Source organism: Sulfurimonas hydrogeniphila (assembly GCF_009068765.1).
In the GTDB taxonomy this organism is placed as follows: Bacteria; Campylobacterota; Campylobacteria; order Campylobacterales; family Sulfurimonadaceae; genus Sulfurimonas; species Sulfurimonas hydrogeniphila.
In genome coordinates, this window is the sequence record NZ_CP035534.1 from 781,140 (window position 1) to 796,836 (window position 15,697).

Sequence of the window (15,697 nt, forward strand, 5' to 3'; positions counted from 1 at the left end):
CTATAATCCTATTTAAAATGAACCAATAACATGGAACAAAATTCATCATTTTTGTAAAACTCAATCCTGTATGTTTTGTTATTGTTATCAACTGAATAGTGTTTGTTTAACTCTTTTAAAGATATATTTATCTGACTCTCATCTACTCTGTTTTTTTTATAATAACCTATAACATTCACACGGTGTTTTTTACTCTTGACGATTTTAAAATCGTCACTTACATAAAATTCTGAAGCTTTTGGCAAAGAAACTTCGTTATTGTCTATAACAATTGTGTATTTTTCGGGACAATAATCCGACATTTTAAAATATTGGGGTTTGAGTGTAGTTACTAACTTATTCCCGATATATATCAAATATCTGCCTTGTTTTCTTTTTACTTCTCCCAATGGATGGGAGAAATAAAACTCATTACTTTTTGATTTTATCGGAATATAGCTTAAAGAGTTTTTTATATCATTCAAATTTAACAAAATATTGTGATTTATTACTAATGTTCCATAGTTTTTTATTATATTCGTGATTTGTGCTGCATTTAATTCAAAGTCGCGTTTGTAGGCGATTCCCATTATTTTCATATATTCTTCTATTGCCATGAGTTGATAAAAGACTTTTTGAGACAAGCTGGAGAGATTTTTACTTGTCTCGATGGCAAATGCCGGCTTGTCATTTGTAACAGCAAAGTAGGTAAGAGAAAGCTGCATTGCCTCATCTTCATACTTTGTATTGGTGTTTTTTACATTGAAACTGTGATGCTTTTTCAGGAGTTTTTTATTGATATTGTTTTTGACTGTTTCTGCAATAGTGTTTAAGTCGCCAAAAAGCTGTTTTTGTTGGAGTCGGCACTGGTCAATAACACAGGTCTGTCCCCAGGCATTCGGATTAAATATACTGCCTTGGTTCTGCTTACGGTAAAAACCATGTCCGTCGTGTAAATTTAAGACTAAAGAAACTTTTTTTGAAAGTATTATTTTTTTGACTTCTTGGATGATTTTTCTGTCTTTGTCATCTTTTTTGATATGTGAAAACTTACGATTCATATCACCATGAATGCCACGTTTGTTAGCCATAATACTTTCTTTGTTCAAGTTTGGAATAATCCATAAATTCTTAGATGTTACAGTGTAGTGTGTGGCCAATATTGAAGCTGCAAAATATCCGCCGGGTTCATTACCGTGAATTCCGCCTATAACTAAAAGAGTGGTGTTTGAGTCACTGTTTTCTTTTTTGATAAGCTGAATATTTGCATTGAGAACAGATGAAAAAAGAAGTGCCAGGCATATATTGAAAATCAGAGACATTTATTTCTCTGTTATAATGCTGAATTGATTGTTTTGTAAGCGTACAATTAATATCTTTTTTCCATGAAAAGAGAAACTGTCGGATTTGTACTCTTCGTTAAAGGTTATCTTATATAAGTTTTCAATATTGGGATATGCAATGATGTTTATATTGCGAAACAGTATGATTTTATTTTCATTTTTGCTAAAAACTCTTTGCTTGTATTGCTTGAATTTTTCAAGATTCATACCGTCAAATCTTTTAAATTCCTGTGCATAGAAGTGAAGATAATCTTCCAGATTATTATAAAGCCAGGAATAGCGCCATGCGTACAGATTGGATAAAAGCAGTGCCAGGGTCTCTTTTGATACAGTATGGTTGCTGCCTGTATCTTCTTTTATAATCAATACTGTTTTTTTGATATCAATATTTTTATTAAGACATTCTATGCTTTTGTTATTGATGGCAATACACCCTTTTGTAAATTCGTCTCTTTCCTGATTGCTTGGCAGTCCGTGAATCCAGATACCCTGTCCAGTTTTTCCTTTGTATCTGTCATAGAGGTTCGGATAGGAAGTCACAAATGCCATTGGACCGTAAAAAGAGTCGACTTTTGATAGCTTTTTTACAATATCATAAACGCCAACAGGTGTTTTAAGGTCGCCTTCTCTGGTTTTGTCTCCTTTGAATTTTCCCGTAAAAGCACTGTACTCTTTTCGCAGCCTGTATGTGTTGTTGCTGTCTCTTGAGTAAATTAACAGTTCTGATTTTGATTTGTCACACAGTAAAATATTTGTATAGGATTCAATATAGCCAAATTGGGTGTCTTTGTTTTTGAGAAACTCCTGCCAATAATTTTTATCACTAAGGCTTTTATCCAACTCTTTTTGAATATTTTTAATGCCATGCAGTCGATAGTTTGTTAAAATGTCATTGTTTGAAGCAAACACAGCAGTTGAAAAACAAAGTGTACAGATAATACTTATAACAAAAAAGTAAAATCTATTGCCCATGGTCATATCCTATCTCTTTGAGGAAATTTTTGTCTTTTGTCCACCCTTTTTTGACTGTTACCTGAAGGTTCAAATAGGCTTTTTTTCCGCTGAGTCTTTCGATTTTTTCTCGGGCAGATTTGCCTATTCGTTTGACGGATTCACCGCCTTTTCCGATAATGATTCCTTTTTGCGACTCTTTTTCTATAATTATTGTGGCATAAATTCTGTCAATTCCTGTTTCTTCTTCGATAGAGTCAATAATGACATCCGATTCATAAGGGACTTCATCACTGATGTTTTCAAAAATAGCTTCACGGATAAATCCTGCATAAATGTCACGAACAAGTTCACTTGTCAAATCCTCAGGATCATACAGATAAGGAGATTCCGGTAAATTTTTTGCAATAGTGTCCAATAAGTCTTTATGACCTACCTTACGGGGAATTGCTACAGGAATAAGCGCTTCAAAGTGATCAGCATATTTATTGTAGGCACTAATCGATTTAAAAAGTTTTTCTTGCGAAACCTGATCTATTTTGCTTAAAACAATAATATGCTTCACCCGTCCGTTGTTAATTTTTAAAAATCTTTCATAATGTTCGGTAGAATCAGTCACCGGTGCAAGGTAGACGATTAAATCACAATCACCCATTGCTTTAAGGGCTTCATCAAGCATAAACTGATTGAGCATTTTTTCTTTTTCATGCAAACCGGGCGTGTCGACAAAAATAATCTGTGCATTTTCATGCATAACAATTGCATTTGAACGCTTTCTTGTTGCATTGGCTTTTTGACTTACCATTGCAATTTTTTCGCCCAAAAGGGAATTCATTAGGGTGCTTTTACCTGCATTCGGACGTCCAATCAAGGAAACGAAACCAGCTTTAGTCATTTTTACAAACCTTACTTATTTTTACAGACACAAGTGTCTGAACTTATTATAATATATATCTTGATAAGTCTTCATCTTCTACGGCGTTATCGAGTTTTTCATGCACAAGCTTTGCTGTGACGACAAACTCTTTTCCTTTATACTCATCTGCATTGAAACTGATATCTTCAAGTATTCTCTCTAACACAGTATGCAGACGTCTTGCACCGATATCTTCAGCCGTTTCATTGGCACGGTGTGCAAGTTTTGCAATGGCTCTTACCGCTTCATCTTCAAATATCAACTCCATGCCTTCAACGCCCAAGAGAGCCTGGTACTGTTTCAGCAGAGAGTTTTGTGTACGCGTTAGTATTTGATAGAGTGTCTCTTCTGTTAAAGCTTCTAGTTCTACACGAAGCGGAAATCTTCCTTGCAGTTCCGGAATCAAATCACTTGGTTTGCTGACATGAAAAGCACCGGCTGCAATAAAGAGAATATGATCGGTATTGATTGTTCCGTATTTTGTTGAAACACTGCTTCCCTCTACGATAGGCAAGAGGTCTCTCTGGACTCCTTCTTTTGAGGGGTCATTCCGTCCCTGACTTTTTTCACTGAGTGCAATTTTGTCTATTTCATCAAGAAAAATAATCCCTCCGTTTTCCGCCCGTCTCAATGCTTCTGCATTTACTCTTGTCATATCAAGAAGTTTATTGGTTGCTTCCTGACGAAGAAGCATCTTGGCATCTTTAACCGTTACCTCTTTTTTGTTGTCTTCTTTGTTAATTGTGGCAAAGACTTTGGAGAAACTCTCTTGCACTTTGGCCATTTCCGGCGGTAAATTTGTGTCATTAAATTCGATATTGAGTTTTTCTATTTCAAGTTCTATGACTTTATCATCCATTTCACCGGATTCTATACGCTTTTCCATAGCTTCTAAGAGGCGTTGATAATCATCTTTTTTGCTTTCACTTGCACCGGCAGGAAGGGGAGGGAGCAGTTTTTCTGTGATTTTATTGATAATGTAGTTTTCTATTTTTTCTTTGTTTGCTTCTTCCTGTTCCGCTTTGACAATGCTGATGGAATTTACAACCAGATCACGAATCATAGACTCTACGTCACGACCGACAAACCCCACTTCTGTATATTTGCTTGCTTCAACTTTTATAAACGGTACTTTCATCATTTTAGCCAGACGGCGTGATATTTCCGTCTTTCCGACACCGGTTGAACCAATCATTAAAATATTTTTCGGAGTAATTTCATTCTTGAGTTCATCATCAAGCTGCATACGTCTGTAGCGTGTTCGCAAAGCAAGTGCAATGGTTTTTTTCGCATCTTTTTGAGCAATGACATAATTGTCCAGATATTCTACAATTTCTTTTGGTGTTAAATTCACTGCGCTTCTCCATCGAGTATGAGTGTTTTAATATTATGATTTGTATATATACAAAGATCTGCCGCTACATGTAAAGACTCTTTGACAAGTTCCTCTTCGTCCAATGAAGCGTGCTTTTTTAATGCGCGTGCAGCTGAAATGGCAAAATTGCCTCCGCTTCCTATAGAAGCGATTTGTCCGTCTTCCGGCTCAACCACATCGCCGTTTCCCGTCAAAATAAATATATGTTCATTGTTCAAAACAATCATCATAGCCTCAAGACGACGCAGCACTTTGTCTTTTCTCCAAGCCTTAGAAAACTCAACAACAGATTTGAGCAAATCTCCTTTTTTATTTTCTAAAAATTCTTCAAACATATCAAACAGATTAAAAGCATCAGCAGTACTTCCGGCAAACCCTGCCAGAATTTTACCGTGATGCAGCCTGCGGATTTTTGTTGCATTGCCCTTTAAAACGCTGTCTCCAAAGGTCACTTGACCATCACCGCCGATAACGGCTTTTTTTTGACCTTTGTAGGCCAGTATGGTAGTAGCATCAAACATTAATTCTTACTCTCCCTGAACATCTACATGGAGTTTTGCATGAATTCCGTGACCGAGTTTCAAATCCAAATCATGTTCCCCGATTGTTTTAATCGCTGTTTTGTCTGTAATGGCTTTTTTATCTATCTCTATGTCATGTTGTTCTTTGAGTGCATTTGCGACTTCTTCTTTGGTTATAGCCCCAAACAGGTGTCCGTTGTTGCCAACTTTTTTTGTAATGACAACTTCGAGTTTATCAAGTTTTTCTGCAATCTTCTTGAGTCTTGCTATTTCAGCTTTTTCTTCTTCTTCTTTTCTTTTGGTTTCTGCCTCATGTTCAGCAATAATCTCAGGTGTTGCAGGTTTGGCAAAACCTTTTTTAATTAAAAAGTTTTGACCATAACCTGGTTTGACCTCTTTGACTTCACCGGCTTTACCCAAACTTTTTACATCTTTAATTAATAATACTTTCATAGATTATTCCTAGTTTTATTTTATCTTTCTATTTCACCTGGATAGGCAACAATACCATTTGTCAAGTTTCCGATTTTTGTATAACCGTTGTCTGTAAGAATTCTTGCAACATGAGCAGAACGGCTTCCTACATGACAGTAGAGTATGATATTTTCATTTTTACCGTAGTTTGTTTCTTCCCATGTTTGAAAAAATGAACTTGTCGGTACCAGTTTGTCTGCACCTTTAATGTGCCCCATCTGCCATTCCATATATTCGCGTACATCTACAAGCTTAAAATCAACCATTTTCAGTTCACGTGCTTCTAAAAGGGATACAAGTTCATCACCGTCAAGTTCGTCTTTGTTCACAAGTATTTCGCACTCCTCTTTTGTCAGTCCTCTGGAATGGCTGTGTGCGGCCTCTTCCATACCGAGTTCAATACGCTTTTTCTCGGCAAATTCAGGAGTACAGAAAATTCCACAGTGACAGACGCCACCCTCCGGAATTTCTTTTTCAATGGCAGGTTTACAAGGACAGATTCTGTCATCAACCGATTTTGGCTTTCCGTCAACTTCTTCAACCATAAAACAGGGACAAAATCTTTTTTTGTACATCATCTTGTTTCGTGCAAGGCCCATCTGTACGCCTTCGTTCACTTCTTCTTGCGGGTTGTATACCCAACCGAACTGTGCATTGACCTTGTCTGTAAATTTGATTGTTTTTTCAAGTTCCGCCTGAAATTCCGGTGAATTCATATCAATTTTTATTATACTCATATCTCGTTCCTCTAGTTATTTTTTAAATTTGTTTCTTGCTTTACCTTCAATGATAAAACGCAATGCATTGAGTTTTATAAAACCTTCTGCATCTTTTTGGTTGTAAACTTCATCTTCTTCAAAAGTAGAATATTCAGGATTAAAAAGCGAAACATCAGAACTTCTTCCCACAACGGTTACATTTCCTTTGTAAAGCTTTAATCGTACTGTTCCTTCCACCCATTTTTGTGTTTGATCAATTGCTGCCTGCAGCATTTCACGCTCAGGAGCAAACCAAAAACCGTTATATATAAGTTTTGCATAACGAGGCATCATCTCATCTTTAAGGTGCGCTGCTTCACGGTCAAGTGTGATGGATTCTATTGCCCGGTGTGCTTTGAGCATAATCGTTCCGCCCGGAGTTTCATAACATCCGCGGGCTTTCATGCCGACAAAACGGTTTTCAACGATGTCAACACGACCGATTCCGTGCTTGTTGCCATATTCGTTTAGTGTCTGCAGCATTGTGGCAGGTGAAAGTTTTTCTCCGTTGAGTGCAATCGGATCACCGTTTTTGTATTCGATCTCTATGTATTCGGGAGTATCCGGTGCTTTTTCTGGTGAAGTTGTCCACAGCCACATCGACTCTTCCGGCTCTGCTGCAGGGTCTTCCAAAATACCGCCTTCATAAGAGATATGCAAAAGGTTGGCATCCATAGAATAAGGGGATTTTTTTCCTTTTTTCTCAATCTGAATTCCATGCTGTGCCGCATAGGCCAAAAGTTTTTCACGAGAATTTAAATCCCATTCACGCCAAGGAGCGATAATGGTAAGTGTAGAGTCCTGTCCAAGGTATCCCATTTCAAAGCGAACCTGGTCATTGCCTTTTCCTGTTGCCCCATGCGCTACACCGTCAGCACCGGTGATTTTTGCAATTTCTGCCTGACGTTTTGCTATTAAAGGGCGTGCAATGGATGTCCCTAAAAGATATTCCCCTTCATAAATAGCATTGGCACGAAACATCGGGAAAACAAAATCTCTTACAAACTCTTCGCGTAAATCATCAATAAAAATATTCTCAGGTTTAATGCCAAGTTCAAGTGCTTTAACACGTGCAGGTTCAAGTTCTTCACCTTGTCCTAAATCTGCTGTAAAAGTAACAACTTCGCATTTGTATTCGTCTTGCAGCCATTTGAGTATAACACTGGTATCAAGTCCGCCAGAGTATGCCAAAACAACTTTTTTAACACTTTTTTTCATGTAAAAAACCTTTGATAATAAAATAATTACCGCGATTATAACGAAAAACAGGTGAGAAGTTGCTTATGAATTTTGTATTTGTTTTTTTTAGTAAAACTTGCCAAAGGTGTGTTTACATGTAAAGAGGGTTCAAGAGTAAATGCAGTACTTTGTGAAGTACACTTTACCCCTTAGAGTCAAATAGAATTCCGCTGACCTCTTGCATTTTTGGAAGAAAATCATGTGCCTGTTCTGCCGGAAATCTTCGAATAACGGTATTTGTTTTTGTATCTATCGCCGCTACATAAAAGATGTCATTTTTGTCTACTCCAAATTTTATACTTGTATTGAGCGGAGAAAGTGCATCATTGAGCTCCTTTACCAGATTTTCAACATCTTTTTGGGCGTTTGTATTTTTTGTATTGTCAGCTGCAGAATTTTGTGTTTCTTTAATAACATCAGCCTGCTTTGTTCTTGTCTGTGCTGTCTGCTGTACCTGCTGTGACTGATTTTGTGATCGTCCTTGAATTTCTGCCGAACCTACCTGTGACTGCTGCTGTCTTGCAACATTTGCAATGCCATCCATGACATACTCCTTTGCGAAAAGTGTAATTAGTAATGACAAAATCGACAATGCCGTGAATAACTTTAGAAAATATTTTATTTTTTTGTGTTTATTCTAAAATATTTATGATAATCTTGCGTTTATGAAAGAATATATAAAATTACTCAAAGAAGAAAAAGTATTAAGACAGCTTTCGACAATTCAGCTGATTTCTTATTTTGGGGCCTGGTTTTCCAATGTAGCTATATATACTCTGCTCATTGAGTTACATGTATCCGCCTCTGTTGTCGGTTTTGTAGCAATGCTGAACTTTTTTGCCGGTGTTTTGCAGGCTCCGTTTTCGGGTCCTGTTATAGACAGGATGAATCCAAAAAAACTGATGCTGCTGCTTATCACGGTGGAAATAGTCGCTACTGTCTCTTTGATATTTGTGACACAGGTCTCGGACTTGTTACTTTTGTATGTATTGATATTTTTTAAAATGGCGGCAGCTTCATTTTATTTTACGACAGAGATGTCGCTTTTGCCAAAAATCCTGCATGGGAGCAAGCTGCAGCGCGCTAATGAACTGCATTCTATTATCTGGTCGTTTTCCTATACGCTGGGAATGGCGGTAAGCGGCTTTGTGGTTTATTGGTTTGGTATAAAAACGGCCTTTATGCTTGACGGATTGATGTTTTTTATAGCTTTTTGGCTGCTCTTTTATACAGAAATTAAAATAGAAATACTGAAAGTCGAAGAAAATATTTTTAAAATGATGCAGGAGACTTTTGTTTATCTCAAAAGAACACCAAAAGCTCTCCATCTGATGCTTATCCACTCTTTTGTCGGTCTTACCGCTTTTGATGCCCTGGTGGCCTTGATGGTTGATGAGTATTATGCCTCTTTTATTGCGGCTTCACTGGCTCTTGGGCTACTGCATTCTGCCCGTGCCGTAGGTCTTGTCATCGGTCCGGTATATATCGGAAAATGGATTAACAACACAAGGCTTGTCTATGTATTTATAGCCCAGGGGACAGCTGTCTGGATATGGGCATTTGCAATGCATAATTTTTATCTTTCTTTGGCAGCGAGCGTGCTTGTCGGTTTCTTTACAACGACTTTATGGTCTTACAGTTATACACTTTTGCAAAAAAACATAGAAAAAAAATACTATGGACGGATTGTTGCCTATAATGACATGCTGTTTTTGTCTTCGGCAGCTTTTACTTCGTATATGATTGGCTTTTTGGCAGCACATTCATTTTCTTTAGAGGCAATTACGGCTATAATTGGCAGCGGTTTTTTTGTAGGCGCGCTTTACTATAAATATGTACTCAAAAGTCAAAAAATAGAAGAGATTTCATGATGAGTTTTGCAATACTTGGCGGACTGCTGTTAAACATTGGTGCCTATCTTACCTATAAAGGAAAGATTTATCAGGCAGTGATTGTCTATCTTTTTGCAGATATCTGCTGGATAATAATGGCAGTGCAAAAAGAGGATGTGATTGGTGCGGGTTTTATTGTAACAGGCACAATATTCGGATTTTTGGCATATTTGAAAATGAAAAACGGTGCAATGAAAAAAAGTTTAGACAAGGGAGAGGAATGATTTACAAATCAAAAGAGGGTGACATCAGTTTGGAGAATTTGACACGTCTGTATGGTGCGGTTGTCATTGATATGCAGGGTGAAATTGCCGAGATGAGTCTGGAATGGTTTGATCTGTACGGTGAGAAAGTCAAGTTGATACATTATGTGCTTGTGTTTGATTATACGCCGCCGGGTGAAAATGTCAGAGATACAAAAGTTTTGGAATTTTCTACAAAAGAGGCACTGATAGAAACGATGCAAGAGGTAGCACAATTTTTTCAAAAATAATTTCAAAAGATACCAAAAAAGTTCTCTCTCTGGCTTTTCCTGCAGCGCTCAAGCATCTTGTAGATATTTTGCAGGTGCTTATAGATATGCTGATGGTGGGAACGGTAAGTGTTGCCGCACTTGCGGCTGTCGGTATGAGTATGCAGTTTATGATGATTATCAATGTGTTGATGACGCTGTATGTCATAGGCGGCAATGCGCTTATCTCGCGATTTATCGGGCAGGGCAGAAAAAACAGAGCTTCGGCACTTCTCTTTTCACTTGTTATTCTTGCCGTGATTTTGGCTTTTTTTGTAACGATTGGCGGCTATTTCGGCAGTACGCATTTTTACAGCTGGATGGGTGCGACACCTGCAGTGGTAGAGCAGGGCAGTATCTATTTTAAAGTCTTATCACTCGGTATTGTCGTGATATTTTTGGATAATCTGCTTTACAATGCCCTGAGTGCCGCAGGAGATACAAAAAGCTCTTTTTACATCAAACTCTCCTCTGCCGCTATGAATGCTTTTATGAACTACGTGCTGATATTCGGTCATTTCGGCTTTGAAGCAAGAGGTATTGAAGGTGCTGCCATTGCAACGGTCATCTCCTATATATTTAATGTTGTTGCCTACTATATACTTATAAAAAAGATGAATTCGAGTCTTGATTTTGTGCCGATTATTCGCACGCAGGATATAAAAAGAGTCCTGAAAGTCGGTTGGAGTGCAGCACTTGACCGTGGTATATCGAGTATGAGTTTTTTGGTTTTTGTCTCCATCATCACTGCTTACGGAACGGCAGAACTTGCAGGCTATCAGGTCGGACTCCGTGTTGAGGGCATTGCCTTTATGCCCGGTTTTGGTTTTGCCATCGCCGCAATGGCGCTGGTAGGGCAAAATATAGGGAAAAAAGATTTTGACAAAGCCTATAATATGGGAATAATTTCCGGAAGAATTGCTTACGTGTTTATGGGAAGTGTCGGGTTGATTATGATACTCTTTCCGGAGTTTCTTGTGAGTTTTTTTACAAAAGACGCTCTGACGATTGTAGTTGCCTCAAAGTACCTTATACTGGTAGGTTTGGCGCAGATTCCACTTGCAATTATGTTTGTCTATTCTGCAGCACTTCGAGGAGCCGGTGCCACAAAAACCACCCTGAAAGTCAATGTCTCTTCTTTGTGGCTTTTCCGTGTGATTCCTTCGTATACAGCCTATCATATGGGCTATGGAGTTGTTGTGATTTTTGCAATTATGAATATAGAAACTTTGATAAAAGGCATTATCTATTGGTATCTGTACTCGAAAAGAGAGTGGCTCTATACCAAAGTATAAATTTATTTGGGATGTGTTGTTTATAACTATTTCACCAGAGGGAGCTTCAATGCCATAAAGTTTAGCGGCTTTTTCGGAACCCGTACTGCAGTGCGGGCCGAGAGTGGCAGGAAAGTAGCAACAGTCGGCACTACAGAACAAATTTAGTTTTTCTCACAAGTTATGCTTTAGTGCTAGAAGTACTGATTCCGGGGAGTTGCTATATTCCGGAACCCGTACTTCAGTGCGGGCTTTGCGTTTTTAAAACCTAACGTCTAGGTTAAAACCCAGATTCCAAAAAAATATCAATTTTTTTTCTTAACTTAATGGCAATACATTAGTTTTGATGGTTCCCAACAGTATTTGGAATTGTGTTTCCGCTGGCTTGCATGCTGAGTGCCTGGGGGTATTTTTTGTAATGTGTACGTACTGTTTTGGCGAGTTTTTCTTTGGTGCGTGTGTCGATGACTCCGTTGTCGGCTATGGTGTCTGCAATGTTTTGTACCAGTTCATCCTGGGGTTTTTGCATTTTGCTTTTCCAAGAAAGTAAAAGTGCTTTGTTTACATGTAAAGGCAAGGAGCCCATAATGCCGATATCGTTTTGGTTATGAATGAGCAGTCCTGAGGTTGTGCCTCTGTCAAGTGTCAAAACCTGGAAAAGATAGAGTGTGTGGTAGTCAAGCTGCTGTTGGAGTGCCTCTTTTGAGATTTCTGTTCTTGTCTGCAAAGCATTTGTTATAATGTGGATGTAGGTGTCTATAATGCCCTCTCCAAAGTTTTTTGCAAAATCGGCGTCGGCTTGTTTGTTGTCTGTTTTGTAGTTTTCAAGGTAAAAATGAGAGATGCCGCGTGTACGCTGCAGGGCGGGAATTGTAAAATATTTGTCGCCCTGTTCTGCGCCTGTTGTATAGTTTTTGCTTCCTAGGTTTTGCATGGCTTTGTCAAATGCAGTTTTATCTTCTTCATAGGCAACAGCAGGATTCAAATCAGCCATAATTCGCCAATAGGAGGGTGCATTACGCAATTCTGTCAGACTGATGTGAATATGCACAGAGGGAACATGCGGATTGGCAGGATGGATAATGGTTGAAATGGCGGTGGCACTTTTGAGGTTTTTTTCAGGTTTGTCATCATAATGTACCTGTGAGACATTCACGCTTGCGGTATTGAACAGTTTTTTGTCTCTTGCTTCAAATCTGTTTCCGCCCCCGTGAAGTCCGGCATCTCTGAGCCAGGTAACTTCTTTGAACTTTTTATCGGCTCCAAAATTTTTTGAAAGAGTATCGAGTTTGTCAACAAATCTTTTTTGTAAAGCAGTGACGAGTGTGTATGCTTGCTGTGCTTCTTTTGAGTCTGCTAAAATCAGTGTCATATTTATTATCCATAATTTTTTCCTAATTTTAGCAGGTTAAGACTAAATAAAAGTCTACAGAGCAAAATATTTACCTTCTTCCTCCGCCTTTTCCGTGAGAACCCTGGTACATATTTTGAGAACCTGAACCGCTTCCCTGATTTTGGGAACCATTTTTATATTGGTACTTGTTTTGTTTTTTTTCTCCTGAACCGCTTCCGTTGTATTGTTGTGTTCTTTCTTGCATCTGTTGCATTTGTGCCTCATGTTGGGCAAAACTTTCATCTGCATAACTTATGCCTGCTAATAATAGTGACAGAATGAGTATCTTTTTCATCTTACGCTCCTTATGTTTTATAGGAGGAGTATAACAGTTTTGTATTAGCGGATTGTTAGCGGTTAGATGTTTTTTTAGCAAGTTTAAGATAATATTTCAGTATGAATAAACAAGAGTATAAACAGGCAGTAGAAAAATTAAATTTGTGGGCATATCATTATTATGTTTTGGATGATCCGATTATGACGGATGAGGTGTATGACAGACTTTACAAGGAGGTGGAGGAGTATGAAGCGGCACACCCTGAAGATGTTTTAAAAGATTCGCCTACGCAAAGAGTCGGAGATGTTGTCAGCGAGGGCTTTGTAAAAGCGCGTCATCTCTCGCGTATGTGGTCTTTGGAGGATATTTTCAATGCCGAAGAGTTGAAAAAATGGCTGGAAAAAACCTACCGGCTTGACAAAAATGTGACCTTTTACTGTGAGCCAAAGTACGACGGTGCATCGCTCAACCTTATCTATGAAAACGGTGAACTGCAAAAGGGCATTACCAGAGGTGACGGAACAGTGGGTGAACTGATTACGCAAAATGTCAAAACGATTCGCACGGTTCCTTTGAGCATAGAGCATAAAGAGCTGATTGAAATTCGCGGAGAAGTAGTTATATTTAAAGACGAGTTTGAAAAAATCAACAAAGAGCGTCTCAAACAGGGAGAACCGCCTTTTGCCAACCCTCGTAATGCTGCAGCGGGGAGCCTTCGCCAGCTTGATCCGAATATTACCGCAAAAAGAAATCTTGTCTTTTTGCCCTACGGTGTCGGTGTAAACACTCTGCCGCACAAGCTTCTGAGTGATAAAATGTCTTACATTTATGAACTCGGTTTTCGCGAACCGCCGCTTCGTGCCGTAACAAAAGGCTATGATGAGATAGAGGCAATGTATGAGCGTATGAAAGAGGAGCGTGAAAGCTACCCTATGATGCTTGATGGGATGGTTGTCAAGGTCAATGAAATCGCAGCGCAGATAGATATGGGATATACGGTAAAAGTACCGCGTTGGGCGGTGGCCTATAAATTTCCGGCAGTCGAGAAGATAACACGCGTAAAAGACATCATTTTGCAGGTCGGACGTACGGGTGTGGTAACGCCTGTAGCGATTGTCGAGCCGACAGAAATCGAGGGGGCAGTTGTTGAACGTGCGACGCTGCATAATTTTGATGAAATAGAGCGTATGGACATCCGCATAGGGGACAAGGTGATTATTTTGCGAAGCGGGGATGTGATTCCAAAAATCGTCAAAGTATTGAAACAGGAACGCAAGGGAGATGAAAAGAAAGTTCTCCGTCCGACACACTGCCCCGTTTGCGGGAGCGAACTCTTGCAAGAAGATGTGCTTATAAAGTGTCAAAATCTCAAATGTGAGGCACGGGTTGTCAACTCCATTATCTATTTTGCTTCCAAGCAGTGCCTCAATATTGACGGACTCGGCAGTAAAATAGTTGAGCAGCTTTTTAATGCGGGACTTGTCAAAAGCGTACTTGATTTATTTGCTTTGAGTGAAGAAAAACTCTTAAAGCTTGAAGGCTTTAAAGAGAAAAAAGCAAGAAACCTGCTCAATGCCATAGAGGATGCAAAAGGCTGTGAGCTTTGGCGTTTTATCAATGCGCTCGGAATCGAGCATATCGGCGAAGTGGCTTCAAAAATGATAGCCGAAGCTTTCGGGCTGGCATATTTACATGCAACGCAGGAACAGCTTGTAGGCATTGACGGCATAGGGGAAGAGATGGCACAGAGCTATTTGGAATTTATGCGTGTGAATGAAGATACCGTGCGCAAGCTTCAAGAGATTTTACAGCCGGTGCCGCCGAAAAAAAGAGAAGAAGCAGAAGAAAATCCTTTTAAAGGAAAAACGGTGGTACTCACGGGAACTATGAGCGAGCCAAGACCTGTTATAAAAGAGAAGCTTGAAGCACTCGGCGCAAAAGTTTCAGGCAGTGTAAGCAAAAAAACCGACTATCTTATTTATGGCGAAGATGCAGGCAGCAAGTATGACAAGGCTGTAAGTCTGGGGGTCAAAACACTTACGGAAGAGGAAATGAGAGAGATGCTCCCATGAGGCTTGATAACTGTTTGGTAGCAAACGGCCTGAGTGAAAGCCGTAACAAAGCGCAGGCTATGATTAAAAACGGACTGGTTCTTGTGAACAGCAAAACTGTCAAAAAACCGGCCTTTGGAGTAGAAGAAGATGACAGGGTGGAAGTGGTGCAGCATAAAAGATATGTTTCCCGTGCTGCTTTGAAGCTTGAATATTTTTTGGATGAACTGGATTTACATGTAAGCAATAAGAGAGCTTTGGATATCGGTTCTTCCACGGGCGGATTTACCCAGGTTTTGCTTGAGAGAGGTGTGCGGGAAGTCAGTTGTGTTGATGTGGGACGGGAACAGTTGCATCACTCTTTGCGTGAAGATAATCGTGTCAATACTTATGAAGGCTGTGATATCCGCCGGTTTGAGGCGGATAAACCGTTTGAGCTGGTTGTCAGTGATGTTGCCTTCATCTCTTTGCTGTATATTTTGGATGCTGTTGACAGGCTTGCTTCGGGTGATATCATTTTGCTCTTTAAGCCGCAGTTTGAAGTAGGGAGAGAGGCAAAACGTGACAAAAACGGCGTTGTACAGGATACAAAGGCAATAGAGAGGGCAATGCAAAGGTTTGAAGATGCCTGCCGTTTGAAAAACTGGCAGTTGGTGAAAAAATCTCCCTCAAAACTTGCGGGGAAAGAGGGAAACTTAGAGTATTGTTATCACTTTAAAAAAGATATATTATAATGCTGGGAG

The 15,697-nt window shown here is 39.2% G+C and carries 17 protein-coding genes; 6 read left to right on the top strand and 11 right to left on the bottom strand.

Annotation, left to right across the window (positions count from 1 at the left end):
• Nucleotides 1–8 precede the first annotated feature (8 nt).
• From ETP70_RS04155 to ETP70_RS04195, 9 genes are all read right to left on the bottom strand, one after another.
• The gene (locus ETP70_RS04155) at nucleotides 9–1,301 is read right to left on the bottom strand and encodes a M99 family carboxypeptidase catalytic domain-containing protein (protein ID WP_151899995.1); all 1,293 of its coding nucleotides are present in this window, start codon (nucleotides 1,299–1,301) and stop codon (nucleotides 9–11) included.
• Nucleotides 1,302–2,294: a L,D-transpeptidase family protein gene (locus tag ETP70_RS04160; protein ID WP_151899996.1), complete on the bottom strand. Its 993-nt coding sequence runs from the start codon at nucleotides 2,292–2,294 to the stop codon at nucleotides 1,302–1,304.
• The gene (gene era, locus ETP70_RS04165) at nucleotides 2,284–3,168 is read right to left on the bottom strand and encodes a GTPase Era (RefSeq protein ID WP_151899997.1); all 885 of its coding nucleotides are present in this window, start codon (nucleotides 3,166–3,168) and stop codon (nucleotides 2,284–2,286) included. The genes ETP70_RS04160 and era overlap by 11 nt, the downstream gene beginning before the upstream one ends.
• A gap of 46 nt (nucleotides 3,169–3,214) precedes the next feature.
• Nucleotides 3,215–4,543 carry an ATP-dependent protease ATPase subunit HslU gene (hslU, locus tag ETP70_RS04170; RefSeq protein WP_151899998.1) on the bottom strand — a complete coding sequence of 443 codons (1,329 nt, stop codon included), beginning with the start codon at nucleotides 4,541–4,543 and terminating at the stop codon, nucleotides 3,215–3,217.
• Nucleotides 4,540–5,085, bottom strand: a complete 546-nt coding sequence (gene hslV / locus ETP70_RS04175) for an ATP-dependent protease subunit HslV (RefSeq protein WP_151899999.1) — start codon at nucleotides 5,083–5,085, stop codon at nucleotides 4,540–4,542. The genes hslU and hslV overlap by 4 nt, the downstream gene beginning before the upstream one ends.
• 6 nt (nucleotides 5,086–5,091) lie before the next feature.
• Nucleotides 5,092–5,538 (bottom strand): 50S ribosomal protein L9, encoded by a 447-nt coding sequence (rplI, locus tag ETP70_RS04180; protein WP_151900000.1) that lies wholly within the window; start codon nucleotides 5,536–5,538, stop codon nucleotides 5,092–5,094.
• Nucleotides 5,539–5,558: 20 nt separating this feature from the next.
• A complete protein-coding gene (locus tag ETP70_RS04185; protein ID WP_151900001.1) occupies nucleotides 5,559–6,296 on the bottom strand; it encodes a ferredoxin-thioredoxin reductase catalytic domain-containing protein in 738 nt (245 codons plus the stop codon).
• Between the two features lie 15 nt (nucleotides 6,297–6,311).
• The gene (locus ETP70_RS04190) at nucleotides 6,312–7,535 is read right to left on the bottom strand and encodes an argininosuccinate synthase (protein ID WP_151900002.1); all 1,224 of its coding nucleotides are present in this window, start codon (nucleotides 7,533–7,535) and stop codon (nucleotides 6,312–6,314) included.
• A 163-nt stretch (nucleotides 7,536–7,698) separates the two neighbouring features.
• Nucleotides 7,699–8,100 carry a flagellar protein FlaG gene (locus ETP70_RS04195; protein WP_151900003.1) on the bottom strand — a complete coding sequence of 134 codons (402 nt, stop codon included), beginning with the start codon at nucleotides 8,098–8,100 and terminating at the stop codon, nucleotides 7,699–7,701.
• 121 nt (nucleotides 8,101–8,221) lie between these two features.
• Between ETP70_RS04195 and ETP70_RS04200 the strand changes: the two genes are divergently transcribed.
• The 4 genes from ETP70_RS04200 to ETP70_RS04215 are packed head-to-tail and all read left to right on the top strand — an operon-like array spanning nucleotide 8,222 to nucleotide 11,254.
• Nucleotides 8,222–9,427, top strand: a complete 1,206-nt coding sequence (locus tag ETP70_RS04200; RefSeq protein ID WP_151900004.1) for an MFS transporter — start codon at nucleotides 8,222–8,224, stop codon at nucleotides 9,425–9,427.
• Nucleotides 9,427–9,672 carry a hypothetical protein gene (locus ETP70_RS04205; protein WP_151900005.1) on the top strand — a complete coding sequence of 82 codons (246 nt, stop codon included), beginning with the start codon at nucleotides 9,427–9,429 and terminating at the stop codon, nucleotides 9,670–9,672. The genes ETP70_RS04200 and ETP70_RS04205 overlap by 1 nt, the downstream gene beginning before the upstream one ends.
• Nucleotides 9,669–9,941 (top strand): hypothetical protein, encoded by a 273-nt coding sequence (locus ETP70_RS04210; RefSeq protein ID WP_151900006.1) that lies wholly within the window; start codon nucleotides 9,669–9,671, stop codon nucleotides 9,939–9,941. Before ETP70_RS04205 ends, ETP70_RS04210 begins: the two co-directional genes overlap by 4 nt.
• Before the next feature lie 29 nt (nucleotides 9,942–9,970).
• Nucleotides 9,971–11,254, top strand: a complete 1,284-nt coding sequence (locus tag ETP70_RS04215) for an MATE family efflux transporter (RefSeq protein WP_230973328.1) — start codon at nucleotides 9,971–9,973, stop codon at nucleotides 11,252–11,254.
• A 316-nt stretch (nucleotides 11,255–11,570) separates the two neighbouring features.
• Here ETP70_RS04215 and ETP70_RS04220 read toward each other — a convergent pair whose 3' ends face one another.
• Both ETP70_RS04220 and ETP70_RS04225 read right to left on the bottom strand, forming a co-directional pair.
• Complete coding sequence (locus ETP70_RS04220; RefSeq protein ID WP_151900008.1) at nucleotides 11,571–12,605, bottom strand: coproporphyrinogen III oxidase; 1,035 nt, start codon at nucleotides 12,603–12,605, stop codon at nucleotides 11,571–11,573.
• Nucleotides 12,606–12,675: 70 nt separating this feature from the next.
• Complete coding sequence (locus ETP70_RS04225) at nucleotides 12,676–12,921, bottom strand: hypothetical protein (RefSeq protein ID WP_151900009.1); 246 nt, start codon at nucleotides 12,919–12,921, stop codon at nucleotides 12,676–12,678.
• Nucleotides 12,922–13,022: 101 nt separating this feature from the next.
• On the opposite strand from ETP70_RS04225, the gene ligA reads away from it, so the two are divergent.
• A complete protein-coding gene (gene ligA / locus ETP70_RS04230) occupies nucleotides 13,023–14,975 on the top strand; it encodes an NAD-dependent DNA ligase LigA (protein WP_151900010.1) in 1,953 nt (650 codons plus the stop codon).
• Nucleotides 14,972–15,688 (top strand): 23S rRNA (cytidine-2'-O)-methyltransferase TlyA, encoded by a 717-nt coding sequence (gene tlyA / locus ETP70_RS04235; RefSeq protein WP_151900011.1) that lies wholly within the window; start codon nucleotides 14,972–14,974, stop codon nucleotides 15,686–15,688. Before ligA ends, tlyA begins: the two co-directional genes overlap by 4 nt.
• The last annotated feature ends 9 nt before the right edge of the window (nucleotides 15,689–15,697 follow it).